The sequence below is a fragment of the Gimesia chilikensis genome, from assembly GCF_007744075.1.
Classification (GTDB): Bacteria; Planctomycetota; Planctomycetia; order Planctomycetales; family Planctomycetaceae; genus Gimesia; species Gimesia chilikensis_A.
In genome coordinates, this window is record NZ_CP036266.1 from 6481056 (window position 1) to 6501980 (window position 20925).

The 20925-nt window shown below is 52.8% G+C and carries 23 protein-coding genes and 1 tRNA gene; 14 read left to right on the forward strand and 10 right to left on the reverse strand.

The features are described 5' to 3' along the window. Positions 1–47: 47 nt before the first annotated feature. The gene (locus HG66A1_RS24350; RefSeq protein WP_145190280.1) at positions 48–1739 is read right to left on the reverse strand and encodes a 30S ribosomal protein S1; all 1692 of its coding nucleotides are present in this window, start codon (positions 1737–1739) and stop codon (positions 48–50) included. Positions 1740–1922: 183 nt separating this feature from the next. Further along, the gene (locus tag HG66A1_RS24355) at positions 1923–3062 is read right to left on the reverse strand and encodes a formylglycine-generating enzyme family protein (RefSeq protein ID WP_232106667.1); all 1140 of its coding nucleotides are present in this window, start codon (positions 3060–3062) and stop codon (positions 1923–1925) included. A 151-nt stretch (positions 3063–3213) separates the two neighbouring features. Between HG66A1_RS24355 and HG66A1_RS24360 the strand changes: the two genes are divergently transcribed. From HG66A1_RS24360 to HG66A1_RS24380, 5 genes are all read left to right on the forward strand, one after another. Further along, positions 3214–3798, forward strand: coding sequence for a hydrolase (locus HG66A1_RS24360; protein WP_145190283.1), 585 nt, complete (start codon positions 3214–3216; stop codon positions 3796–3798). Between the two features lie 65 nt (positions 3799–3863). Continuing rightward, a complete protein-coding gene (locus HG66A1_RS24365; RefSeq protein ID WP_145190285.1) occupies positions 3864–5063 on the forward strand; it encodes a pyridoxal-phosphate-dependent aminotransferase family protein in 1200 nt (399 codons plus the stop codon). Positions 5064–5332: 269 nt separating this feature from the next. Continuing rightward, positions 5333–5406, forward strand: a tRNA-Asp gene (locus HG66A1_RS24370). 137 nt (positions 5407–5543) lie between these two features. Then, a complete protein-coding gene (locus HG66A1_RS24375) occupies positions 5544–6242 on the forward strand; it encodes a hypothetical protein (RefSeq protein ID WP_145190288.1) in 699 nt (232 codons plus the stop codon). A gap of 532 nt (positions 6243–6774) precedes the next feature. Then, a complete protein-coding gene (locus HG66A1_RS24380) occupies positions 6775–7095 on the forward strand; it encodes a hypothetical protein (RefSeq protein ID WP_145190291.1) in 321 nt (106 codons plus the stop codon). Between the two features lie 2 nt (positions 7096–7097). Here HG66A1_RS24380 and HG66A1_RS24385 read toward each other — a convergent pair whose 3' ends face one another. Continuing rightward, positions 7098–7568: a hypothetical protein gene (locus HG66A1_RS24385; protein ID WP_145190294.1), complete on the reverse strand. Its 471-nt coding sequence runs from the start codon at positions 7566–7568 to the stop codon at positions 7098–7100. 146 nt (positions 7569–7714) lie between these two features. On the opposite strand from HG66A1_RS24385, the gene HG66A1_RS24390 reads away from it, so the two are divergent. Continuing rightward, positions 7715–8194 (forward strand): hypothetical protein, encoded by a 480-nt coding sequence (locus HG66A1_RS24390; protein WP_145190297.1) that lies wholly within the window; start codon positions 7715–7717, stop codon positions 8192–8194. A 131-nt stretch (positions 8195–8325) separates the two neighbouring features. Then, on the forward strand, positions 8326–9108 hold the full coding sequence (locus HG66A1_RS24395; protein ID WP_145190300.1) for a hypothetical protein: 783 nt from the start codon (positions 8326–8328) through the stop codon (positions 9106–9108). 52 nt (positions 9109–9160) lie between these two features. On the opposite strand, the gene HG66A1_RS24400 is transcribed toward HG66A1_RS24395, so the two are convergent. Then, positions 9161–9589, reverse strand: coding sequence for a hypothetical protein (locus HG66A1_RS24400; RefSeq protein ID WP_145190303.1), 429 nt, complete (start codon positions 9587–9589; stop codon positions 9161–9163). A 324-nt stretch (positions 9590–9913) separates the two neighbouring features. Between HG66A1_RS24400 and HG66A1_RS24405 the strand changes: the two genes are divergently transcribed. The 4 genes from HG66A1_RS24405 to HG66A1_RS24420 all read left to right on the forward strand — a co-directional run bounded on the left by HG66A1_RS24405 (position 9914) and on the right by HG66A1_RS24420 (position 12337). After that, complete coding sequence (locus HG66A1_RS24405; RefSeq protein ID WP_145190306.1) at positions 9914–10390, forward strand: hypothetical protein; 477 nt, start codon at positions 9914–9916, stop codon at positions 10388–10390. A gap of 107 nt (positions 10391–10497) precedes the next feature. Then, on the forward strand, positions 10498–10884 hold the full coding sequence (locus HG66A1_RS24410) for a hypothetical protein (RefSeq protein WP_145190309.1): 387 nt from the start codon (positions 10498–10500) through the stop codon (positions 10882–10884). A 70-nt stretch (positions 10885–10954) separates the two neighbouring features. After that, positions 10955–11764, forward strand: a complete 810-nt coding sequence (locus HG66A1_RS24415) for an oxidoreductase (RefSeq protein WP_145190312.1) — start codon at positions 10955–10957, stop codon at positions 11762–11764. A 90-nt stretch (positions 11765–11854) separates the two neighbouring features. Then, the gene (locus tag HG66A1_RS24420) at positions 11855–12337 is read left to right on the forward strand and encodes a DUF6368 family protein (protein WP_145190315.1); all 483 of its coding nucleotides are present in this window, start codon (positions 11855–11857) and stop codon (positions 12335–12337) included. A gap of 18 nt (positions 12338–12355) precedes the next feature. Here HG66A1_RS24420 and HG66A1_RS24425 read toward each other — a convergent pair whose 3' ends face one another. Further along, complete coding sequence (locus HG66A1_RS24425; protein ID WP_145190318.1) at positions 12356–12802, reverse strand: hypothetical protein; 447 nt, start codon at positions 12800–12802, stop codon at positions 12356–12358. Positions 12803–13026: 224 nt separating this feature from the next. Between HG66A1_RS24425 and HG66A1_RS24430 the strand changes: the two genes are divergently transcribed. Both HG66A1_RS24430 and HG66A1_RS24435 read left to right on the forward strand, forming a co-directional pair. Continuing rightward, positions 13027–13506 (forward strand): hypothetical protein, encoded by a 480-nt coding sequence (locus HG66A1_RS24430; RefSeq protein ID WP_145190321.1) that lies wholly within the window; start codon positions 13027–13029, stop codon positions 13504–13506. 227 nt (positions 13507–13733) lie between these two features. Continuing rightward, positions 13734–15161, forward strand: coding sequence for a mechanosensitive ion channel family protein (locus tag HG66A1_RS24435; protein ID WP_145190324.1), 1428 nt, complete (start codon positions 13734–13736; stop codon positions 15159–15161). A gap of 35 nt (positions 15162–15196) precedes the next feature. Here HG66A1_RS24435 and HG66A1_RS24440 read toward each other — a convergent pair whose 3' ends face one another. From HG66A1_RS24440 to HG66A1_RS24455, 4 genes are all read right to left on the reverse strand, one after another. Further along, positions 15197–15403, reverse strand: a complete 207-nt coding sequence (locus HG66A1_RS24440) for a hypothetical protein (RefSeq protein ID WP_145190327.1) — start codon at positions 15401–15403, stop codon at positions 15197–15199. Between the two features lie 94 nt (positions 15404–15497). Beyond that, positions 15498–15764 carry a hypothetical protein gene (locus HG66A1_RS24445; RefSeq protein WP_145190330.1) on the reverse strand — a complete coding sequence of 89 codons (267 nt, stop codon included), beginning with the start codon at positions 15762–15764 and terminating at the stop codon, positions 15498–15500. Positions 15765–15782: 18 nt separating this feature from the next. Next, positions 15783–17144 carry an NAD(P)/FAD-dependent oxidoreductase gene (locus HG66A1_RS24450; protein ID WP_145190333.1) on the reverse strand — a complete coding sequence of 454 codons (1362 nt, stop codon included), beginning with the start codon at positions 17142–17144 and terminating at the stop codon, positions 15783–15785. 68 nt (positions 17145–17212) lie between these two features. Further along, a complete protein-coding gene (locus HG66A1_RS24455) occupies positions 17213–18445 on the reverse strand; it encodes a hypothetical protein (RefSeq protein WP_145046479.1) in 1233 nt (410 codons plus the stop codon). A 345-nt stretch (positions 18446–18790) separates the two neighbouring features. Between HG66A1_RS24455 and HG66A1_RS24460 the strand changes: the two genes are divergently transcribed. Further along, positions 18791–20245, forward strand: a complete 1455-nt coding sequence (locus HG66A1_RS24460; RefSeq protein ID WP_145190336.1) for a sulfatase-like hydrolase/transferase — start codon at positions 18791–18793, stop codon at positions 20243–20245. Positions 20246–20255: 10 nt separating this feature from the next. Here HG66A1_RS24460 and HG66A1_RS24465 read toward each other — a convergent pair whose 3' ends face one another. Beyond that, entirely contained in the window at positions 20256–20924 is a 669-nt protein-coding gene (locus tag HG66A1_RS24465) for an RraA family protein (protein ID WP_145190340.1), read from the reverse strand. Position 20925: the final 1 nt, after the last annotated feature.

Genomic DNA, 20925 nt, shown 5'->3' on the forward strand with positions numbered 1-20925 from the left:
AATCGAACAGACGGCGTTTTCATTTGTTCTACGCTTGAGCGAATGACTTATTTATAGTCATCCGGATTTCCGAACAGGCCACCACCGCCTGAACCAGGGTTGGTATCATCGGCGTTGCCTCCCAGTAGCGGACCTTTGCGTTTCCGCTCATAAGCAGGTTGAGATGCTTCTTCCTGAGCTGCGACAGCGTCTTCCGGTTTCTCGGTCAGCGCTTTCAGTGAAAGGCTGATCCGCTTGCGGTTCGGATCAACTTCCAGAACTTTCGCGGACGTCTCCTGGCCTGTCGTCAGCACTTCGGTAACGCGTTTGACCCGACGATGGTCGAGCTCACTGATATGAACGAGCCCTTCGAGTCCCGGCTCCAGCTCAATGAAAGCACCAAAGTCTGCCGTACGTGTTACCTTACCGGTAACTGTAGAACCGGTGGCGTAGCGATCTTCGGCCAGTTGCCAGGGATCCTGCTGCAGCTGTTTCATGCCCAGACTGATGCGGTTCTTTTCCTTATCAATCTTGAGGATCTTGACATTGATCTTCTGCATTTCGCTGAGCGCATCTTTGGGATGCTTGATGCGGTTCCAGCTGATCTCGCCGATGTGCAGGAAGCCATCGATGCCCCCCAGATCAACGAAAGCGCCGTAGTCCTTGATATTCTTCACGGTTCCGGTCAGCTCCTGACCAATGGCCAGTTTTTCCCAGAGTTCCTTCTGAATTTCTTCGCGTTCTGATTCGAGATACTTGCGACGGCTGACTACCAGATTGCGTTTCTTGGGATTCACTTCAGTGATCTGCACGGTCAGCTTCTGACCTACAAACGGTTCGAGGTCACCCACGAAATACAGATCGGCCTGGCTGGCGGGCAAAAATCCTCGCAGGCTGCCGACGCTGACTTCCAAGCCACCTTTGTTCGATTTGTTGACAACGCATTCCACCACCTGTCCGACGGCGACAGCATCCCAGTCTCCGGCGGGTTTGTGATGTCCGCGGGGCAGGGAGAGTTGAATCAGGCCTTCAGCTTCTTTGACTGCGGTGACTTTGACTTCGACTTCCTGTCCGATTTCGGGGGTTTTATCGCCGAACTGTCGCAGGGGAACAATGCCGGGAGTTCCGAGTGCCCGGCTTCCCAGATCGATGAAGACATCGTCGTTGTTGATCGATTCCACGATTCCCTTAAGTCGATCGCCTTCAGCCAGTCCTTCTTCCGAACTGCCTGAAGTTGTGGCAGGTTTTTCAGCGGCGGCGTCTGCGGCAGCTTCTTCTTCGCTGTATGACTTGGGAAGTTCCTGTGCGCCCTGACCAGAGAGGGCTGCTGCCAGTTCCGCTTCCAGATCATCGCCGAGGTCATCGACGTCATCCGGGATATCAACCGGTTTAGCAGATTCTGCAATCTGCATCATGGCTGCTTCCTGGAGCTGTTCCTGAGTCACTTCGACTTCGGCGTCTCCTTCTGCATCCTCTTTCTTAGCGGGAGCAGCCGGTGTGGCGCCAGCTGAGGGAATGGCTTTGAACTGTGCGGGATCCACTTTTGGATTCAACTGAACTTTGCGTTCCGGCTTTGCGGCTTCGCTTTCCGCAGCAGCAGGTTCTGCTGGCGCGGGAGCCTGTTCTGCTGATGCAGACTCTGTTTCCTGCTGTTCAGCAGGCTGGCTTTCGGCTGGCTGCTGCTGTTCGGAAGAGGCCTGAATTTCTGCAGACGCTTCGCTGGTTTTGATTTCTTCAGTTGAAGGTTGTTCTGAACTCATGGGAGATCAACTTTCTCGCCTAATTACTTACTTCTAAAATTACAGAAACGAATGGATACGGACCGCCGGACCAGACCCGGGCAGGAATCTGCCCTGAAGCAAAACTTCGATTTTCTTCTTTGCCAGCTATCTGAATTAATTAAAAGGGTATCACCGCTGCAGTGCCCCTGCAATTCGCAGGGCCTAGTTTTCCAATTTTTTCACTTTTGCATTTCTGGCTTTGACACAGCGTAAACCGAGTGCAGGACTGATCGTTTCGGGTGTGATCTTCGCCCGATAAGCGGATCGCAGCCGGTCATAGCGATCTGTCCAGGCGCCGCCCCGGGCAATGCGGTGTGGATTCTCTTGCATCGTATCCCACACGCTGCCATCAGTGGGTGCGTCCTGATAATCATCGTGCCAGGGATCGGCAACGAACTCCCAGAGATAGCCGTGCATGTCGTACAGCCCCCAGGGATTAGGTTTGAGTGCCCCAACGGGAGGATCATTGCCGGCTGCATTTCCGGTATGCCAGGCATAGGGATCGAGTAGACTGGCTTCTTTTCCCATTTCACCCGGTTTTTGAGCCTGATCTCCGAAGCTGTAGGCAGTGTCGGTGCCGGCCCGACAGCAGTATTCCCACTCTGCTTCGGTGGGCAGGCGGATCAGTTGATCTTTCCTGATCAGTCTATGCTTACGGAGCTGAAGTGTCAGCTGATCGCAGAACATATTAGCGGTCTTCCAGTCGAACATCTCCGCGGAATTGCGGGGGCCTTTCCAGCGACTCGGATTACGGCCCATGATGGCTTCATACAGATTCTGAGGAACTTCGTATTTTGAAATCCAGAAACCTTCGGTGAAGGTCACATCATGTACAGGCTTTTCAGATGGTTCTCCCTTCTCAGAGCCCATCTTGAAAGATTTCGGAAACTTCCCCTTGCCTGGTGTGATCAACACGAGTTCATCCACGAACTGTTTCAACAAGCGTATGTGTGCTGCTTCTTCCGCTTGCTTTTCCTTCTCCTTTTGGGCCTGTTCGATTTCTGCCAGCCGATCCTGCATCCAAGTTGATTTCTTACCGGGAACAAAGCCCTGATGTACGCGATCCAGCATCGTTCCGGAAAGATTTGGCGGTAAGATCACCTTACTCCGCTCAAAGATCTGAACGTCCCCGAATTCCCCCAGGTCTGAACTGGCGACGACACCTGATGTTTTTTTCAATTTCCGCTGCTGTTGTTGCTGGGCGATGACCACGTGAGAACTGACACTTAACAGCAGCATCAATACAACTGACAGGCAGAGCTGCCTGGGGACAATCGACGTGAACGATTTCTGATGAGTCATATGCTTCACTACAGATCGGGATTTTGTTAGGGTACACTTTTCAACTCTGAATTTTACCAGCGCAGGACTTGATCCGAAAGTGGAGTCGGGATTTCTACCGGCTGGCTTTCCAATTTCTGCTCCGCCTGTTTAACGCCAGTCAGGTCCGTTCATGACAGAATCAGCCCGTTCGTTTCCCCGCAGTATCGATCTGCTATCGCATCAGGAATGCCGTCTGGTCGTCGTGGACGTTCAGGAAAAACTGCTGCCCGTCATTCCCCAGGGGGATCAACTGGTGGCACGCATTCAGCAACTGATCCAGGCAGCCCGACTGTTTGAGATACCATTAAGCTGCAGTGAGCAATATCCCAAGGGGCTGGGACCGACGGTTTCCGAGCTGGCAGAGATGCTGCCTGCTCCGCAGGAAAAACTCCATTTCAGTGCCAGTGAGTGTCTGGGCTGGGGCGCTGCTGCCAACATGTCTGACAGCAGAACCAAAGTCGTGCTGACCGGCATTGAGGCACATATCTGTGTGCAGCAGACGGCCCTCGATCTGCTTGCGCTGGGATATCGCGTGATAATTCCCGTCGATGCGGTTGCGAGCCGGAATCAGCTCGACTGGGAAATTGCCCTCAAGCGGATGGAGAATTCGGGAGCCAGCATTACTACTACTGAATCAATTCTGTTTGAATGGTGCGAGGTGGCAGGCACCGAAGAATTTAAACAGATCAGTCGCCTGGTGACTGGAAAAAAATGAGTCACCTGGAGTATCGTCGTTAAGAGTCCTGACCGCGTTCCATTTAACCTGAACGAGTACCAATCATGAGTATCGAACATCACCAGCATCCTCCCGTCCATCCTCCCCGTCGCACTCTGATGGGCCCTGGCCCCAGTGATGTTTCTGCCAGTGTGCTGGCCGCACTGGGCGCACCGACTGTGGGCCACCTGGATCCCTATTTCCTGAAAGTCATGGACGAAGTGCAGGACATGCTGCGGGAAATCTTCCAGACGCGGAACGAACTGACTCTTGCAGTCAGCGGGACCGGCAGCTCCGGGATGGAAGCCTGTGTGGTGAACCTGCTCGAAGCGGGCGACAAGATCGTGGTCTGCACCAACGGCGTCTTCGGCGGTCGTATGGCGGATGTGGCGGGTCGGATTGGAGCTGAAGTCGTTCAGATCGAACGCCCGTTCGGAGAAGTCTTTTCAGTCGAGGAGATCAAAGAAGTCCTGGAGAAAGAAAAGCCGAAGGTCCTGGGAATCGTACATGCGGAAACATCCACGGGAGCCGCTCAGCCACTGAAAGAGATTTCGGAAGCAGTCCACGAAGCCGATGCTCTGTTGCTGGTCGACTGTGTGACCTCACTGGGAGGGATGCCCGTCAAAGTGGATGAGTGGAACATCGACGCCGCCTACAGCGGTACCCAGAAATGTCTGAGCTGTCCTCCCGGACTGGCACCGGTGACCTTCAGCTCACGTGCCGTCGCCGCCATGGATGCCCGCAAGACCAAGGTCTCCAGCTGGTACCTGGATATGTCGATGGTCCGTTCTTACTGGGGAGATTCGCGAGCCTACCACCATACTGCACCGATTAACATGAATTACGGCCTCCATCAGGCGCTGCGGCTCGTCCTCGAAGAAGGGCTCGAAAACCGCTTTTCGCGGCATTACTCCAATCACTGTGCCCTCAAAGCAGGTCTGAAAGCGATCGGAGTTGAATTTGCCGTTGCGGAAGATCACCAGTTACCGATGTTGAACGCCGTCAAAATTCCGGATGGCATCGACGATGCGACCATCCGCGGTCAGTTGCTGAAATGGTTCGGAATTGAGATTGGCGGCGGCCTGGGCCCCATGAAGGGCAAAACGTGGCGGATTGGTCTGATGGGCGAAAGCAGCTGTAATACGAACGTGCTGCAGTTCCTCTCGGCTCTGGAACTCTGTCTGCTGCAGGCGGGTTACGAGCTGCCCCCCGGGGCCAGCGTTGCCGCTGCAAATGATTTTTACCGCACAACTATCACAGGCTGACCTTCCGGTCGGCTGGAACTTTCAGATTCTGGTTGATTCCCGGCAGGATTTTGTGATGCGTACGGGTAAGAATTCCGATTCCTAAGATACGACTCTCATGAGACTTGCCGACCACCAAAGGTCGCGTTATATTGAAATGAGACTGAAAGCTGACTCAAAAAGTTTGCTTTTCAGTTTAGTGAGAAAATTTTCGAACATTCTCATGAATTTTTGTGTCGAATGAGTGGCAATCAGCAAAATGATCGCCTATCATCTCCGACCACCTGAAAGGGGCCGTAGCTCAATTGGTTAGAGTACCGGACTGTCGATCCGGGGGTTGCGGGTTCAAGTCCCGTCGGCCTCGCTTTTTGGTTAAAACTGTAAAGGACATCGAATCACTGATTCGATGTCCTTTTTTCGTTTGATACCAGCCTGTAACGGTATAAGCTGTTGCTGCACATTGACTGAACAATGACTGGTTCATTCCGGGGAGCGAGGGTGATGGACGACTTTCTGTTGACGCTGGCCGCGATCGGCATCCTGCTGGGTGGCTTTTTTATTCTGATAGTGGCGGTCTGCCTCTGGGAGAAGCAGTCGATCCAACCCTTCTATTTTCCAGATCCGGGTCAGGAATATTCCCCGGTCCAGGCCGCAACCAAAGCGAACAGCGAAGCCTTCCGGCTCGGCTTTGATCATGGCTGCCTCTGTCATTTTGGCAAAGCCCAGATGTATAAAGTGCGTTTTGACTTCTGGACCACACCCGACTGTTCAACGATCGCCACCGTCAGTGGTGGTACGATCCTGAATATACCGAACAAAGCGATCTGGTTCTTCACTAAGTCAACCGATGGACGCGTTCTGGCCACCACCAACGAGATCGGGTCACAGGACATTTCCGGAGTGGTAGAACAGTCGACCTGGTCCAACTACGAGTTCGAAGCCCTCTATCAGAAACACCAGGCGCGGCTGGAGGAAATTGCAATCGAGCCTTTCGAGGCGGACAATCCTGTGGCCGGCTATTTTCAAATCCGGAAAAAGCAGGCCGAGCAACTCGTCAAACACTCAGACGCTTATTACCTGGATGAAGAAGAACTGGTCTGGCGGTACAATCTCAAAGGGGCACTCAAGTATTACTTCATCTCGCAATGGGTACGGCCCCTCAAACGAGGATTGCGTTCGCTGGGCCTGGTGAAAGGGTGAAGTGATGTGGCTTCGACTTCCTGCTAACCTTCAAACCGGATCAGTAAATGAAAAACTGACTGACACACCTACCGCAGAACTATTGAAGAAAGCGGAGCGCAATTCATTTGAGAAAGCAATCGTTCAATTAAGCTTTCCCCTCTCATTGATACTGATCATCATTTCCTGGTTTCTTATTTTCCACAGCTTCGTTTCTCACATCTTCCCGGGGATACTTCTCAGCTTTCTGGCAGCTATACTCATCCCTCTGATAATCGGTTCGTTTTCAAAGTTTGTCTCTGAATGGAGAGGCTCTGAATTCATTGACGAACTGAATCGTCGGTATGGGCGGTGGAATATCCCCCGGTATATCCGATTCTATCAAGAGCAACTCCAGCCGGGAGAAATCCGATGTATCTTAAAGGCGCGCATGCTGCCTCATGGTCCTCATTTCTGGGCATGCCTCTCCCAGCATATAGATCGATCTTTAAAATTCAGATGCTCACAGACACGAGGTTCCAGTTCTACGCTTCTATGTCCCCCCTGGAGTGAAGTGATTCCTCATGAAAAAGATTTGACTCCCGATCAGAGTGGAACATTACGACAGCTGATTCAAGAATCAATTCAACGGGGTAAACAACCGATTCGGATCGAACAACGAATCAAAGATGGATGCCCCGCTGCAATGGCTATTATCTCTGGAGATGGTTCCAAACCCGTCACTGTTGTTTACAACTTGAGTCTGCTCGATGCCCCGTTCTCAGATGATCCTCGTCTCGAACTCTTAAAGCACCTGGCGTGTCTGACGGATGACTCCCGTTTTACCAGAAAATTTGAACTGGATTTCGATGCAAGTTCTACAGATAGTCCCTGATCTCATTCTCTCAGACAGAAACTGCGTAGACCAAGTTCCTGAAACTCGTCGTCGGGCTCACGTTCAATGCGACACATCGCGCGGACATTACCGACAGTGATGATCTCAATCACTCCGGGTAGTGCAGGTACATCACACAAGAAATAGGGAATCTCAGCTGCATCTAAGCCTGCCTTGAGTTCCTCCGCAGGCATTTTGTCGTGGATCACCCAGGGATCGATGTGCAGCGTCTTGCCGCCCGTGGGGATCTCAAAATCATCACTGAAGATCTGAAACAGCTGATCCGCCCGGCTGAAATAGAATTCGATGTCGCCATATTTCCAGATCGTCGCGGTCTCAACATTTTTCGCATTGGATGGGCCCCACAAATCGGGTGATCCCAGCAGAGAACTGACAGACTCGCGTGACATCCCCAGTGAAATCTCTCCCAGGACGCCGGTTCTGAAAAATTCTTCTAAACACACTGCAAGCATGTTGCCTCTGCTTTATACTGGAACCGTTGATTTAGATTTGCTCTCATCCAGTTGACAGTTGCATGGCGAGTAAAGTTCGCAGCTCTGAAATCATTTTCAGGACTCTGCTGATACAGAAAACATACCCAAACAGGAATTGATATTTTATGGTTGATATCTCGTCCTATCTGCCGGAACGGACGATCAAACGTCTGCGCTGCGTCGAAAGTGGAACGTGTGTGCTATTGGATCCAAATCCGCCTGACTGGAAACGGGCTGAAATTACTGGGCCCCGGAAACTCGCCGCTACGGATGCGGAACTATTGAGCCAACTGCTGCTGAATCCTGATTCCTGGTATCGTTGCAAAAAACGCTGTCTGCCCAGCGAGACAGCGATCTTCAGCCTGGAAGCCATTTCCGGAAAAGTAAATGTCTTCATTGACATGTCCTGCGCCGGCTGGCGGGTCCTGAAGCCGTCACATGCTCAATCTTCAGCTTTCTTTGATCCGGTCTATCGAGAAGTACGTGGCATCCTGCAACGAACCTTTCCAGAGTTAGCTTCTCGGCACGCACGCGCTCTGTGGAAACAAGGTGTCATTCATGATCTGTGCCAAAAAGCCAGGCAGAACAAGCGGGAACCCGAATAAGCCTCGCAACGCCTAATAAAACTTCTTCTTGACACGTCGCCTGGGACTGATACGATAAATTGGTCCACCTCTTCATTTGAGTTCGTTCACTTCTCTACTCAATTCTCAAAAGTCGACGAAGGAGATGACACATGATTTATGCACTACATCCATTTCCCCGTCCTCCTGCAAAGACAGGCCCCGAGCAACCACTACCTGACATTCGCGAAACACTGGCATCCAGACCCGCTTGTCAAAATGAGCGCGCAGTTGCGAATACACTTCTCCTGGATGTCATTGTTGACGGACTCCACGATATCGGGGTGCCATTTTATATCACTCATTGTCATGAGACGCACGGTGATTTACATCTGTCCGTGACAGCGGCCGGTCAGGGCCACGAAGTCGCAGCGGGGGATGAATTGCGCGGAGGACTGTTTATCCGCAACTCGGAAACGTGCCGCTTCGAAACACTGGTCTGCACCCGACTGTTTCGGGTTGTCTGTGAAAACGGCGCCTTGATGGAATGTGAAAAAGAGCAGTCTTTCACGATCGCCGAAGAGGGCGCCCCCCCTGGTGACTGGCAGGCGCAGGTCAAACGAATCATTCAGCTTTCGTTTGATCAGGAGCACTTACGCTGGGATTTTCGGCGTTTTGAAGCCACCACAAATCAGATTATTATTACCCCCTACGAATTCCTGTTACAGTTGCACGCTCAGCGATTGATCGACGATGACGAACAGTCCGCCATCCAGGCGGCCTTTCAGGAAAATGCAGACTTTTCTATGTATGGTCTGATCAATGCAGTGACGCAGACGGCACATCATCACCGGGCCAGCGACCAATGGATTCGCGCGTTTGAAATTGAACGACTGGCAGGAGAAATTTTAAGGGGAGATCATAATCTGCGCGCGTATGAATTTGCGATGTCGTGATTGCGGGTCATCTGGTTTCTGACCGCTGAAAAGACAGATAGATGAAATGCGCTCAACGACTTTCCGCAGACGTTTCAATCACAGACTGACTGATTGTGTGAGCCAGATCATCTTCGGAGACGGTGTACTGTTCCAGATCAAGTGCGTGAGAACGGGACAGGGTAATCTGCAGGCCGCCGACAAGGGTATCGGTGAGTTGAATTCGATCCCGGGCGAACTCAGCGTCCTGGACCACTGTCACATTACCAGCGTAGAGATTGATGAAGTACTGGGTCTGCTGGAGGTGGTTTCCGTTATTGTGTGAGAAGCGCAGGGTCCCATTCGGGGTAATGCGTACATTTTCCACTCGGTCCAGCTCGATCGTATGCCGCTGGATTTTCACGGTATGCGTGCTGGCTGATTTTTGATTTTGAGGGGTTACCAGCAGAACAGCGAAGCCAATCAGTAGAACAGCGATGAGACTCAAGGCGATTCTATCCATCTTCATTCTCCAGAAAGAACGTGCCTGCTTTCAAGAATCACGTTTGTGATCCTAACCCATCAGCCTGCTCATTCAAGCAGAATGTCGTGTTTTTATCGAAGAGCATGCCTCAAGAAGTATTAGCCAATTATTAAATGCAGATGAACCAGTGAGTTAGCAGGAACTGAAGTAAATCACTGCAGGAACAATAATCTCATAAACACAATTTGGCTTTTGTATGACTCAGGTCAAAATAAGATTGTGTGTATCTTCCTGTGCAACCTTTTCCTACTCTGGATAAACTGCTGGTTCTATCCTTCAACGAGAGTTTAGAAAACACTGATTATGATCGACCCCTACTTTGAACTGGGATTCTCTCTGGAACTGGGCGGCCAATATTCCTGGCGTCTGAAAGAGGGAGAACTGCGCTATCGCGGGATCCGGGAATTTGCGGGGCTGATTGAAGGTCGCATTCCCGTCTCTGACGGGCAGATTGAACGCTTCGTTGCTGCCCTGGATCTGCTGGATACCTGGAACTGGCGGGACGACTATCGTCCGCAGGACGTACAAATGGCCGTGATGGACGGCGGACACTGGTGGTTCAAGGCAAAATTACATGATCGTGTCTGTAACACCGCTGGCGAGAACGCCTATCCCTCGTATCATGATCCCAGACAGACGACTTTGAACCCGGAACGCTTCGACCTGCTGCGCGCGGGACTCTATGAGGCTTTTCAGATCGAGCACTTTATCTATCAGGCCCGCTGGCGACAACAGCAGGCAGAACGCCTCGCTTCTGACGAAACGAGTTCCCAGGAATAAGCGCGTTGTGTTGTTCGATGTTATCGCGATAAAATTGCACATAAATCGGGGATCACACAAAGTCCCCCTCTTAAGTTTGCCTCCCTTCAAAAGATAGTTTCACCCGCATGGACTTTAACGAAGACTTAAACAACTGGCTGACCGCTGCGCTCTCTGAGGACATTCCGGATGATGTAGCAGCGTTCCATTTTAATCTGTATGAATCCGCGGGAGATGAGGAGTTCAGGTTTGGCATCGACCTGGTCGGCACAGGGAGTTTCGATCCTGAAGATGATGACTGGGCCTGCGATGAGGTCTGGACGCCTGAGCAACGAATGCTGTATATTCCCCTTGAGGCCTCCGGGACAGAGTGGGAGGCGTGTCTCTCCTGCATGAAGTCTCTGGTTCAGAATTATCTCAACACAGAACAGGGCCCTGCTGAAAAGCTGAAGTCCGGAGCCGCGGTCGGCATCGGGTTTGTGGATGGCGACATCGAACTGGCCTGGCAGAAATAAAGCGTATACGAACCGCGACTGGTCGGCGACTAACACAACAAGCAATTCAACTGAACGGAGTCAGAACAGTATGAAGACAGTCTTGATCACCGGTGCTTCTGCCGGATTTGGAAAACTGGTTGCTGAGAAACTGCTGGCGAAAGGCTATACCGTTTACGCAGCAGCACGGCGGGTCGAGCGGATGCAGGACCTGGAAGCCAAAGGCGCCCATGTGATGCATATGGATGTGACCGATAACGAATCCGTCAAAGCGGGAGTGGGGCGCGTTCTGGAGGAACAACAGCGAATCGATGTGCTGTTTAACAACGCGGGCTACGGTTCGTACGGTACAATTGAAGACATCCCCCTGGAAGAAATTCAGCGTCAGTATGATGTCAATGTCTTCGGCATGGGACGCTTAATCCAGGCGGTACTGCCCCAGATGCGTCAGCAACGCTCGGGAACCATTATTAATACCTCGTCAGTAGTCGGCCAGATTTCAACAGCCGTAGTAGGCTGGTACGCTTCGACCAAGCATGCCGTCGAAGCTTTTTCAGATGCCCTGCGGATGGAGGTCAAGCCGCTGGGAATTGACGTGGTCATCATCGAGCCGGGCGCCGTCAAAACTGAATTCGACGAAGTCGCCTTCGGCACTCTCGACAGCCTGGATCTCGCGGAAGATTATAAGCCTTTAGTCTCCGGCTTCCGTAAATATACCGGCGGGATGTATGCCAAGTGCCCGGGTCCGGAAGGGACAGCGAACGCCGTAATCAAAGCGATCGAGGCCAAAAACCCCAAGACCCGCTACGCAACGACCATGGACGCCAAGCTGCTGCCCCGCGTGAAGCGACTGCTGACGGACAAGCTGTTCGATAAGGTTGTATTGAGTCAGATGAAATAGAGTTTTTCCAACGAACCTGTCGTCCCTGTTACTGTGTCCTGCTCCTCGATGATCAATTGCATCTCAATTTGCAGATAGCAGGAGAAACCAATGGCAGGTCCCGCTGCAGGCATTATCCTGCCTGAGCCTCTATCTCAAGTGCAAAAGAACGACATTTTTCTGTATCTGGAGAGTATTGCCTCTCAGATTCGTGGGAAGTACGACTACTCGATTGAAGAACGCCCCTTCCTCTATACAGAGGGACCGGAAACGGATGGCACACTCGAAGTCTACATCGAGGAAGCGGTCCCGGAAGTGATTGGCTGGATCCCGCAGGATTCCATCAGTTTCGCAGCCATGTGCAATTCGGAGCAGGATCATCGGATTCTGGGAGAACTCTGTCTATACTTTGCCAGAGAATTTGAGGGGCTCGTTGACTTTGGTGCCGCGTTAGGAGAACTGGCTGAAGTCAAAGGCACACTTTTCAAAATTCCTTACGAACAGCAAAACGGTTTCAACCTGTTCTACCACATCGGCGATACTGCATTCATGGAATACTGGCTGCAGCACCCCGGCTTTCACATGATCAAATAGCAGGGCGAGATTAACAGCCTACTTCTGGGGCTGCTCACTCTTGATTAGTTTAGTGACCTGAAACACATGCTCAAAATGAAACCCGGTTGTTGCAACTTGCGGGATATCAGCAAATGCTTTGCGGGGAATTCCGCCAAAGCGTCCGATCTCGTATCCGCGAAGATGCACTAGAGTTCCATTGGCAGGGAGCAGGGTCCTCGCGAATGAAAATGTTTCGAGCGTGATCATGACCGGCTTCTTAAGTTTCTGATCGCCAACCTTGTGAACCTGCATCCGTTTCTTTTTGCGCCAGGCTTTTGTACGCCCTGTTTCTTCATACATCATCCGACCTTCAATCTCGATGATGTTGCCAAATCCCTGACCGAGCAGAGGTCGAATCTCCGAAAGCTCCTCTTTCTCTGCAGCAGCAAGCCCACCACAGATACTCAGCAGGATCACACAGGTTGTCAGAGCATGTTTCAACATCTTTTCTCCGGTTTCCCTCGAAAGGATTTCGCCTGGTCTGGTTTACGACCACTGTTCTGCTGCACTACTTCATCCTATCCGGGTATCGATGTCAGTCAAATCATTCCTGGATAGACGATTCGCAACGCATTCGCTTTATTTTTGCTTTCGTCGCACGGTTACAGGGTTTAGAATGAAATCAGTAAATGGGATCGAGAAGTATTCTGATTTCTCAGAGGGGCATCATGAACTTCAAACGGGGGCTCATCGCCGGCGTGATTGGTACCGCAACAGGTGCTCTGCTGCCCGTCATCCTGATTGGCGGCTATACCCTGTTTCACTGGTTCTGGCACAATTCCCCCGCAATGGACCGCGAAGCTGATCTGGCTTACTGGCGCACCTATGGGGCGGGAACGGTAACTGGTATGGCACTCTTCTTTGGCCTGAGTGCCTGGGCGACTTATACTCCACCCGGAAAACATCGCTTTATCAGCACACTGGGAATTCTGACTCTGTGCTCATTGCTTCAAATGATTTTTCTGGATCTGATACTCGGACCTTCACCCCCGACTCATAAAGGCATGGAGCATCAGACAGACTGGTCTGATATTTTGTTTTTTTCGTCACCACTGCTGGCGGTCGCCTGTCTGATTGTACTCTTCCGCTGGTTCAGGTTCTGTGACTCTGAAGCAACCGCTGCGTCTCCCCAATCTCATCCGGGTTGAGAATCCAGTCCTTTTCCTGCATGACGATCGATCAGGGTGCGCGTTCAACGACCAATTGATTACACCGTTGTGAGAGCGCCAGAGGCTTTGCCTGGTAGATCATGCCTGAAATGTATTTAACCAGTCAGCGCCAATGGTACGGCATGTGCTTTAAATATTGAGGGGCTGTTCTGCAGAGCAGCTTCAAAAATGAAATCACCCCTAAACTTCACAGATGGGAGTTCTCCATGCCTGCACTGATTCGGTTCTTTCTTATACTCAGCATGGTGGCAGGAGGTCCGTCGGTCAGCAGGGGGCAGGAACAGGAACCGGCAGAATCAGCGCCCGCGGAACCGCAGCCGGTTGAGGAGACCGTGCCGGCGCCGAAAGCGGTGAATGTCACACCCGCTGCCCTCGATGCAGATATTTCGCGACGACTGACTCACATTCTGGAAGCAACAGAATGGTTTACCGAACCGGAAGCAGACGTCGATGAGGGAGTCGCCTTTCTCACGGGAACGACTGACGATGAAAAGTACCGCACCTGGGCCGGGGAACTGGCGCGGAATACTCAGGATGTCGTGGCGGTGGTCAACCGGATTCAGGTGAGACAGCCGCCTCTGTGGGACATGAGCGCGTCATTTTTGCCAATGCGGGAGATACTGCGGAACACGGTGCGCGCGATTCCGACTATCATCATGGCACTCTTGATCCTGCTGCTGACCTGGCTGAGTATGCTGCTCTGCGGCTGGGTGGCGGATTGGACATTGCTGAGTCGCGTGGAAAATAAGCTGTTGAAAGGGGTACTGCGGAAAGCGCTGCTGTTGATTGTCCTGCTGTTCGGCATTTACCTGGTGCTGCAGATCTCCGGTCTGACGCGACTGGCGACTACCGTGATTGGTGGGACCGGGCTGATTGGTTTGATCATCGGGATCGCCTTCCGGGACATTGCAGAAAACTTCCTGGCCAGTATTCTGATCAGCATGCAGAATCCGTTTCGCTATGGTGATCTCATCGAGGTCGAAGGGGTTGAGGGCTTTGTTCAACGGGTCAATACCCGCGGTACCCTGCTGATGACGCTGGAAGGCAATCACGTTCAGATTCCGAACTCGATTATCTACAAAAGCAAGATTGAGAACTTCACCTCGAATCCCAAAGTCCGGCTCGACTTCCTCATCGGCGTGGGATACGACGTGCCGCTCATCGAAGCGCAGACACTTGCGAAAACGACGCTGGGACAGCACCCGGCTGTACTCGACGATCCTGAACCTCTGGTACTGGTCGAAAACCTGGCAGCCTCGACCGTCAATCTGCGCCTGTATTACTGGATCGACGGACATAAGCACAGCGTGCTCAAAGTCAATTCCGCGTTAATGCGTCAGGTCAAAACGGCGTTTGAAGAACAGGGATTCTCGATGCCCGACGACGCCCGCGAAGTCATCTTCCCGCAGGGAGTACCAGTTCAGATGCAGGATGCGGAACAGGGCCTCCCCATGGAGCCGGCTCCCGCGCGACTGCCTGCCCGACCGCGGCCCGTCAATCTGATGGACGAAGAGACCGTATCGTCGGCAGAAGGAGAACTGACCAACGAATACAACGACATCAAACGCCAGAGCCAGCAGGCCCGCGATCCGGAAGAAGACTCGACCGATCTGTTGGCGGATACGCCTAAGTAGAAGTGGAGATTCTCGAACGCGCTTTGGATCGCTGGTCAGTTACGGAACAGCGCATTCGCCAGGAGACCGAAGGCAAAGGCGGAGGCCAGCAGATAGATTCCCCCTGCCCCCAGGTTCTCAGTCATGGCAATTAACGCACCCACAATGCCCAGAAACCCGGTGACAATCGATCCAAAATAAACCATGCCTGCGGTAGCGGTGGCTTTTTGACGGAGTTCAGTTTCCTGATTTGTTGTTTCCATGAGCGTGTCTCCTTAGATTAAATAGTCTTGAGACGTCTGCAGTGAGCCTCTGAAACTTTTGGTTCTCCGGCGACATTGCAGGCAGCAGTTTTTCTTATCCAGTTCCACAATACCAGGCGCAGCCGAGTGCGCACACCAGGATCAGCAGTGAAATCGGAATCCGAAAGACATAAACAAAGTCAGCCAGACTCAACCAGAACAGGACTCCGGAAGGAACTTCCATCCCATAGTTCTGTTCTCGTGAAAGATCTCCACCGCGCTGCTGCAGTTCCTGTCGAAACGCGTGTCTGACCACCCAGCGGAACAGAAAGATCCCCAGGATCAACAGGCCGGCCACGACGAGTGCCATCAGGTAATTCACTATTGTCCTATACCAGGATTACTGTTCCTCGTCCTGCTTGCGTTGCAGCAGGCGTCGGTGTTTTTCCTCTTCGCGTTTCTGTCGTTCCGAGTACAGGCGTTTGATATGGACCTGGGGATCGCCGGTAATCAGTCGTGAGCGGCGGGTCTTCCAGATGTAGTTCCAGAGCCAGTCCAGCATGACTTTGAAGCGGTTACGGAACCCGACGAGGAACATCACATGCAGGATATTCCAGGAGATCCAGCCCAGGATGCCGCTGTAATGCACCTTGCCGATCGCAGCGATCGCGTTCCCCCGGCCAATCATCGCCATGGAACCTTTGTCGTAATAGCTGAATGCGGGACGTTCTTTAGGCGGATTGCCCTGGAGTTCCTGCTTGATGATCTCGGCAACAAAACGGCCCGTCTGGATCGCACCCTGGGCGACGCCGGGGACCGGCTTTCCGGTTTTGGCATCGGTCGCGTGGGCCGCATCCCCTACGACGAAAACTTCGGGATGACCGGGGATTGACATGTCCGGATTGACGACAATCCGGCTGCCGCGATCGGTCTCGACGTCCAGTTTTTTAGCCAGGTCCTGTCCCTGGACGCCCGCCGCCCAGAATACGTTCTCGGCGGGAATGGTCTCGTCGCCGATGACGACCCCTTCCGAAGTGACGTCGTTCACATGCACCTGCAAATGGATCTCGACGCCCATTTTTTCGAGTACTTCCTGAGCTTTCTTGCCCAGATCTTCAGGCATGGGGCCCACAAGTCGTTCACCGCCATCGACGAGAATCACGCGGGCCATGTCACAGTGGACATTGCGGAATTCTTTCGGCAGCGTTTCGGTGGCGACTTCTTTCACGGCCCCCGCCAGTTCGACGCCCGTCGGTCCGCCCCCCACGATAACGAAGGTCAGCTTTTTGCGGCGGGACTCTTCATCGGCCTCCCATTCCGCTTCTTCGAATGCGAGGAAGAGGCGGCGACGGATTTCCAGGGCATCGTCAATCGTTTTGAGACCGGGCGCGTGCACACGAAATTCGTCATGCCCGAAGTAGGACTGCTGGGCACCGGTGGCGATGACCAGGTAATCGTAGTCCATTTCGCCCCCGTCAAAATGGACGATCTTTTTATCGAAGTCAATGTTAGTGACTTTGCCCAGGGCCACGTGCACATTCTTCTGTTTCCAGAGAATCTTGCGGATCGGCGCGGCGATATTCGCGGGATCAAGTTCTCCGGTTGCCACCTGGTACAGCAGAGGCTGAAACAGGTGGTAATTCCGTTTGTCGATCAGATCAATTTCCACCGCGACATTCTTGAATGCCTTGGCGACGTTGATGCCCGCGAAGCCTCCGCCGATGATGACCAGCCGTGGCAGTTCCTTAGAAGTCTGATTCATAAAGTTCTCAATTCCTGGTGTGAGTAGAGCAGCGCAGAATTCCGGGGGATGTCAGGGCGGAGTGTCTGTCAATCGAAGACGTGCCCGTGATCGTAGCGCTCGTCCTTGCCTGCCGCTGCGGTCAACGCAGCCACATTGGACTTGGTGAAGAAGCCCTCGTAGGCATGGCAGCGTTCCACATATTCGGTAATCAGAATCGAATACTGTGAATGCTTGGAGAAAATCTGTTTCAGGTTGGGTTCATCCAGACATTCCCCGACCACGTGAGCCAGGAAGGGAATGCCTTTGTCTTTGAGAGTCTGGACGACGTAATCCACATTTTTCTCACCAGACTTATGATCGCCGTCGAGTACTTCATATGCCACGTGGTGCAGGCGACGTCCGTAATTGCGTACGAAGTCTTCAGTAGGCATGGGCAGATTTTCGAACGAATTCACAAAGGAAGGTGTGTTGTTGGCCGTGAAGACCTTGGCGGGCGACTTTTTATCATTGTCGACGTAGCCATTCCGGGTCACGTTCGTAGACGAGTTCATCTCCGAAATATTGTATGCCCCCCAGAAGTAGTGATTAGACATCGTCAGAAATTCCAGGATGGCATCTTCCCGCTCGCCGGCCAGAATCCGGGTTGCCAGGTGATCGACCCCCAAAACCAGCTTATTCAGCTTATGGGCTTCACCGAAGGCGAGTACCTGGTTCAGCGAATCCATCACTTCAGGTTCGAGTTCGAAGGGGGTGCCCAGTTGGAGCACATCGTAATCGTCGATGTTCTCCTGCGTATAACCAACCCGGTTACAGGTAAAATCGGAAGGGAAGGTGAAAACGAAATGCGCGTCAGTGAAGAACGGGTTCTTGGTTTCATGATGATAATTGAAACGGACGCTGTGTGATTCGAGCGTGCTCCGCGTTTCGTTCACATCTTTAGTACTGAAGATTTCGCCGATGTAGCGGGCGTTCGGCTTTTTGCTGGAGAGCGGATACAGCCGATTGAACATGGTGATTTCGTCGGCGTAATCCTTGTCGCGTGGCTCCAGAACGAACAGCCGCGGGTAATCGGGGTGCGAGGTGAGCACATAGACGTTATGTGTATTATTCTTGAAGGCCGCGGAAAAACGGTAGGGCCCCATCAGATAAAGTTCATGCAGGTAAGGCAGCACTTCTCCAGTTTCAACCTGCAACACGATCCCCCGCATCGTTCCGAGCAGATCTTCGATCCCGCTGGACTTGCGGCGTTCGAAGATTTTCATCCGGTATTCTTCGAAAAACTCAGAATTCTTTTTATCGCCGCCCGGCTGATAGGTCATGGGATCAATGCTCACGGATGCTTTCCTTTTCTGAAACCTGAAATGCGTGGTTATCTTCCTGAACTGAACGGGAGAAAAGAACCAGGGAGTGAATGTGTCAGCCCGGGACATTCTTCCATGGCAGATGCTATGTTACCCTGTCCGATTCGATTTGTAATCGCTGTTTTCTTAACTTTTCGGGTCCGTTCTTAATTATTGGATTCTTCACAGAGGCCGAGTTACGGGAGACGGATGCTAAAGCAGAAACCTGAAACGCAAATCCGGAATGACAGACGTCGACTCAGCGACTATGCTGGGCTTACTGTAGCAATTCATGCGTTTGAGGTGTAGGGGGATTTGAGAACCATGCCACGTTTGATCGAATTGAGAATTCAGGCACTTCTGTACTGCCTGCTGCTGATCCTCGGCGGCTTCACTTTCTGCCGGACATCGCTGGCGGAAGACTCCCGACGCCCGAATATTGTGATGATCATTTCCGACGATCAGACCTATCGCGATTTCGGGTTCATGGGAAACAGGCAGATCAAAACGCCCCAGATTGACCAGTTGGCGGCCCAGTCGGCCCGGTTTGTCAACGGCTATCTGCCGACGAGCGTCTGCAGTCCGTCACTGGCGACATTGCTGACCGGCCTCTATCCGCACCAGAGCGGCATTCATTATAATCACCCTCCGCCAGGCAATAGTGCCTTCAACCGGATGACCTCCCGCAAGGAGTACGAGCAGACCCGCAGCCCCGCTTTTCAATTGATTCAATCCGTCGATACACTACCGCGGCTGCTCGCGGCCCACGGCTATCGTTGCCTGCAGACCGGGAAGTTCTGGGAAGGCCATTACCGCAATGCCGGGTTTACGGAGGGGATGACGATTTTCGAACCGGTACCGGGGCAGACGTTTGGCGGGAATCGCAAGCTGGCGAACGGCACCCTCGCGGCCCACGGTAATGGAGACTGGGGACTCAAGATCGGTCGCGAGACGATGCAGCCGATCTATGATTTTGTGAAAGACTGCGAAAAAGAATCCACCCCCTGGCTGGTCTGGTACGCCCCGTACCTGCCGCATCAGCCCCACGATTCTCCTCAGAAGTATTTCGATCTCTATCGCGATCAACCGGGCGTGAAGAAAAACGAAATCGCCTACTATGCCAGCTGCACGGAGTTCGATGATACGGTCGGAGACTTAGTCCGCTTCGTCGAAAAAGAAGCGAACGTCAAAAACACGTTGTTTCTGTTCGTGATCGACAACGGCTGGACTCCCGGTGAGCGACCGATGCAGCCACGAGAAAATTATCACCACACGAAAGCCAGCAAACGATCTCCGTTTGAAGACGGACTGCGCTCGCCGATCCTGATCCGCTGGGATGGCGTGACCCAACCTGCGACGCTCACAGAACTGGTCAGCAGCATTGATGTGGTACCAACACTGCTCAACGCGGCCGGCCTTAAAAAAGAGGCACAACGACTGCCCGGCGTGAACCTGTTGCCGGCTGCGGAAGGCAAAGAAGCGTTACCAGCTGACCGCGCCGTGTATGGGGCGATTTTTCCAGGCGATGCGAGTTCCTTAAAGCATCCGGAGCGGGATGTCGCCCATCGCTGGGTGCGCCAGGGGAATCTCAAGCTCATCACGTCACACAACGCGAACGCACAGGGGAAAACCTGGAACAATTACACGCGAGGCGATGTGCTGTATGATGTGGTCAAAGATCCGGGTGAAACCAATAACCTGATTGACGATCCCCAATTCAAAGTCCCGCAGCAAACATTACGCGAGCTGCTGAACCAGTGGTGGAATCCGGAATCGTAACGGCCGTCGATCAAAGGATGCCGTATTTGGCGAAGGCTTCGGTGGCAGACATGCCGGCCTTGATGCTGTCGCGGAACGTGTTTTCTTCGTGTACCTTCTGCCAGGCGAGACGAATGACTTTGTCTTCGACTTCCTGAGGGACGACCACAATGCCATCCACGTCAGCGATCACCAGGTCACCAGGGGAGAAGACGACACCACCGATCTCGACGGGAATGTCGAGGTCGATAATCCGCTGGCGGTCTTTGCTGTCATAAGGGGATGTGCCGACGGCCCAGACAGGGAAGGACATTTCCCGCATCTGACGGACATCGCGAACGGCGCCATCAATGATCGCTCCGCAGCAGCCCCGGTGCTTTACGGCGGTGGAGAGAAGTTCGCCCCAGATGCCCGACCGCATCGAACCGCTGGCCGCGGCGATGAAGATTTCATCCGCGTTAATGGAGTCGACACCTTTGAGTTCCAGTTCGTAAGGGCTGGGGTCCGCGTGGTACATGTCGGCCCAGAGACTGGTTTTACAGCGACCCACGACAACATCCTCAACCGTCATCGGAAAAAGCTCCTTGCGGGGAGACTGGTTGGTCAGGCCGATGGAATCCAGGGCATCACAGACGATGGCCGAATAGAGGGATTCCCGCATCATATCCAGCGTGATTGTTTCAGGGGTCGGATTATTCATG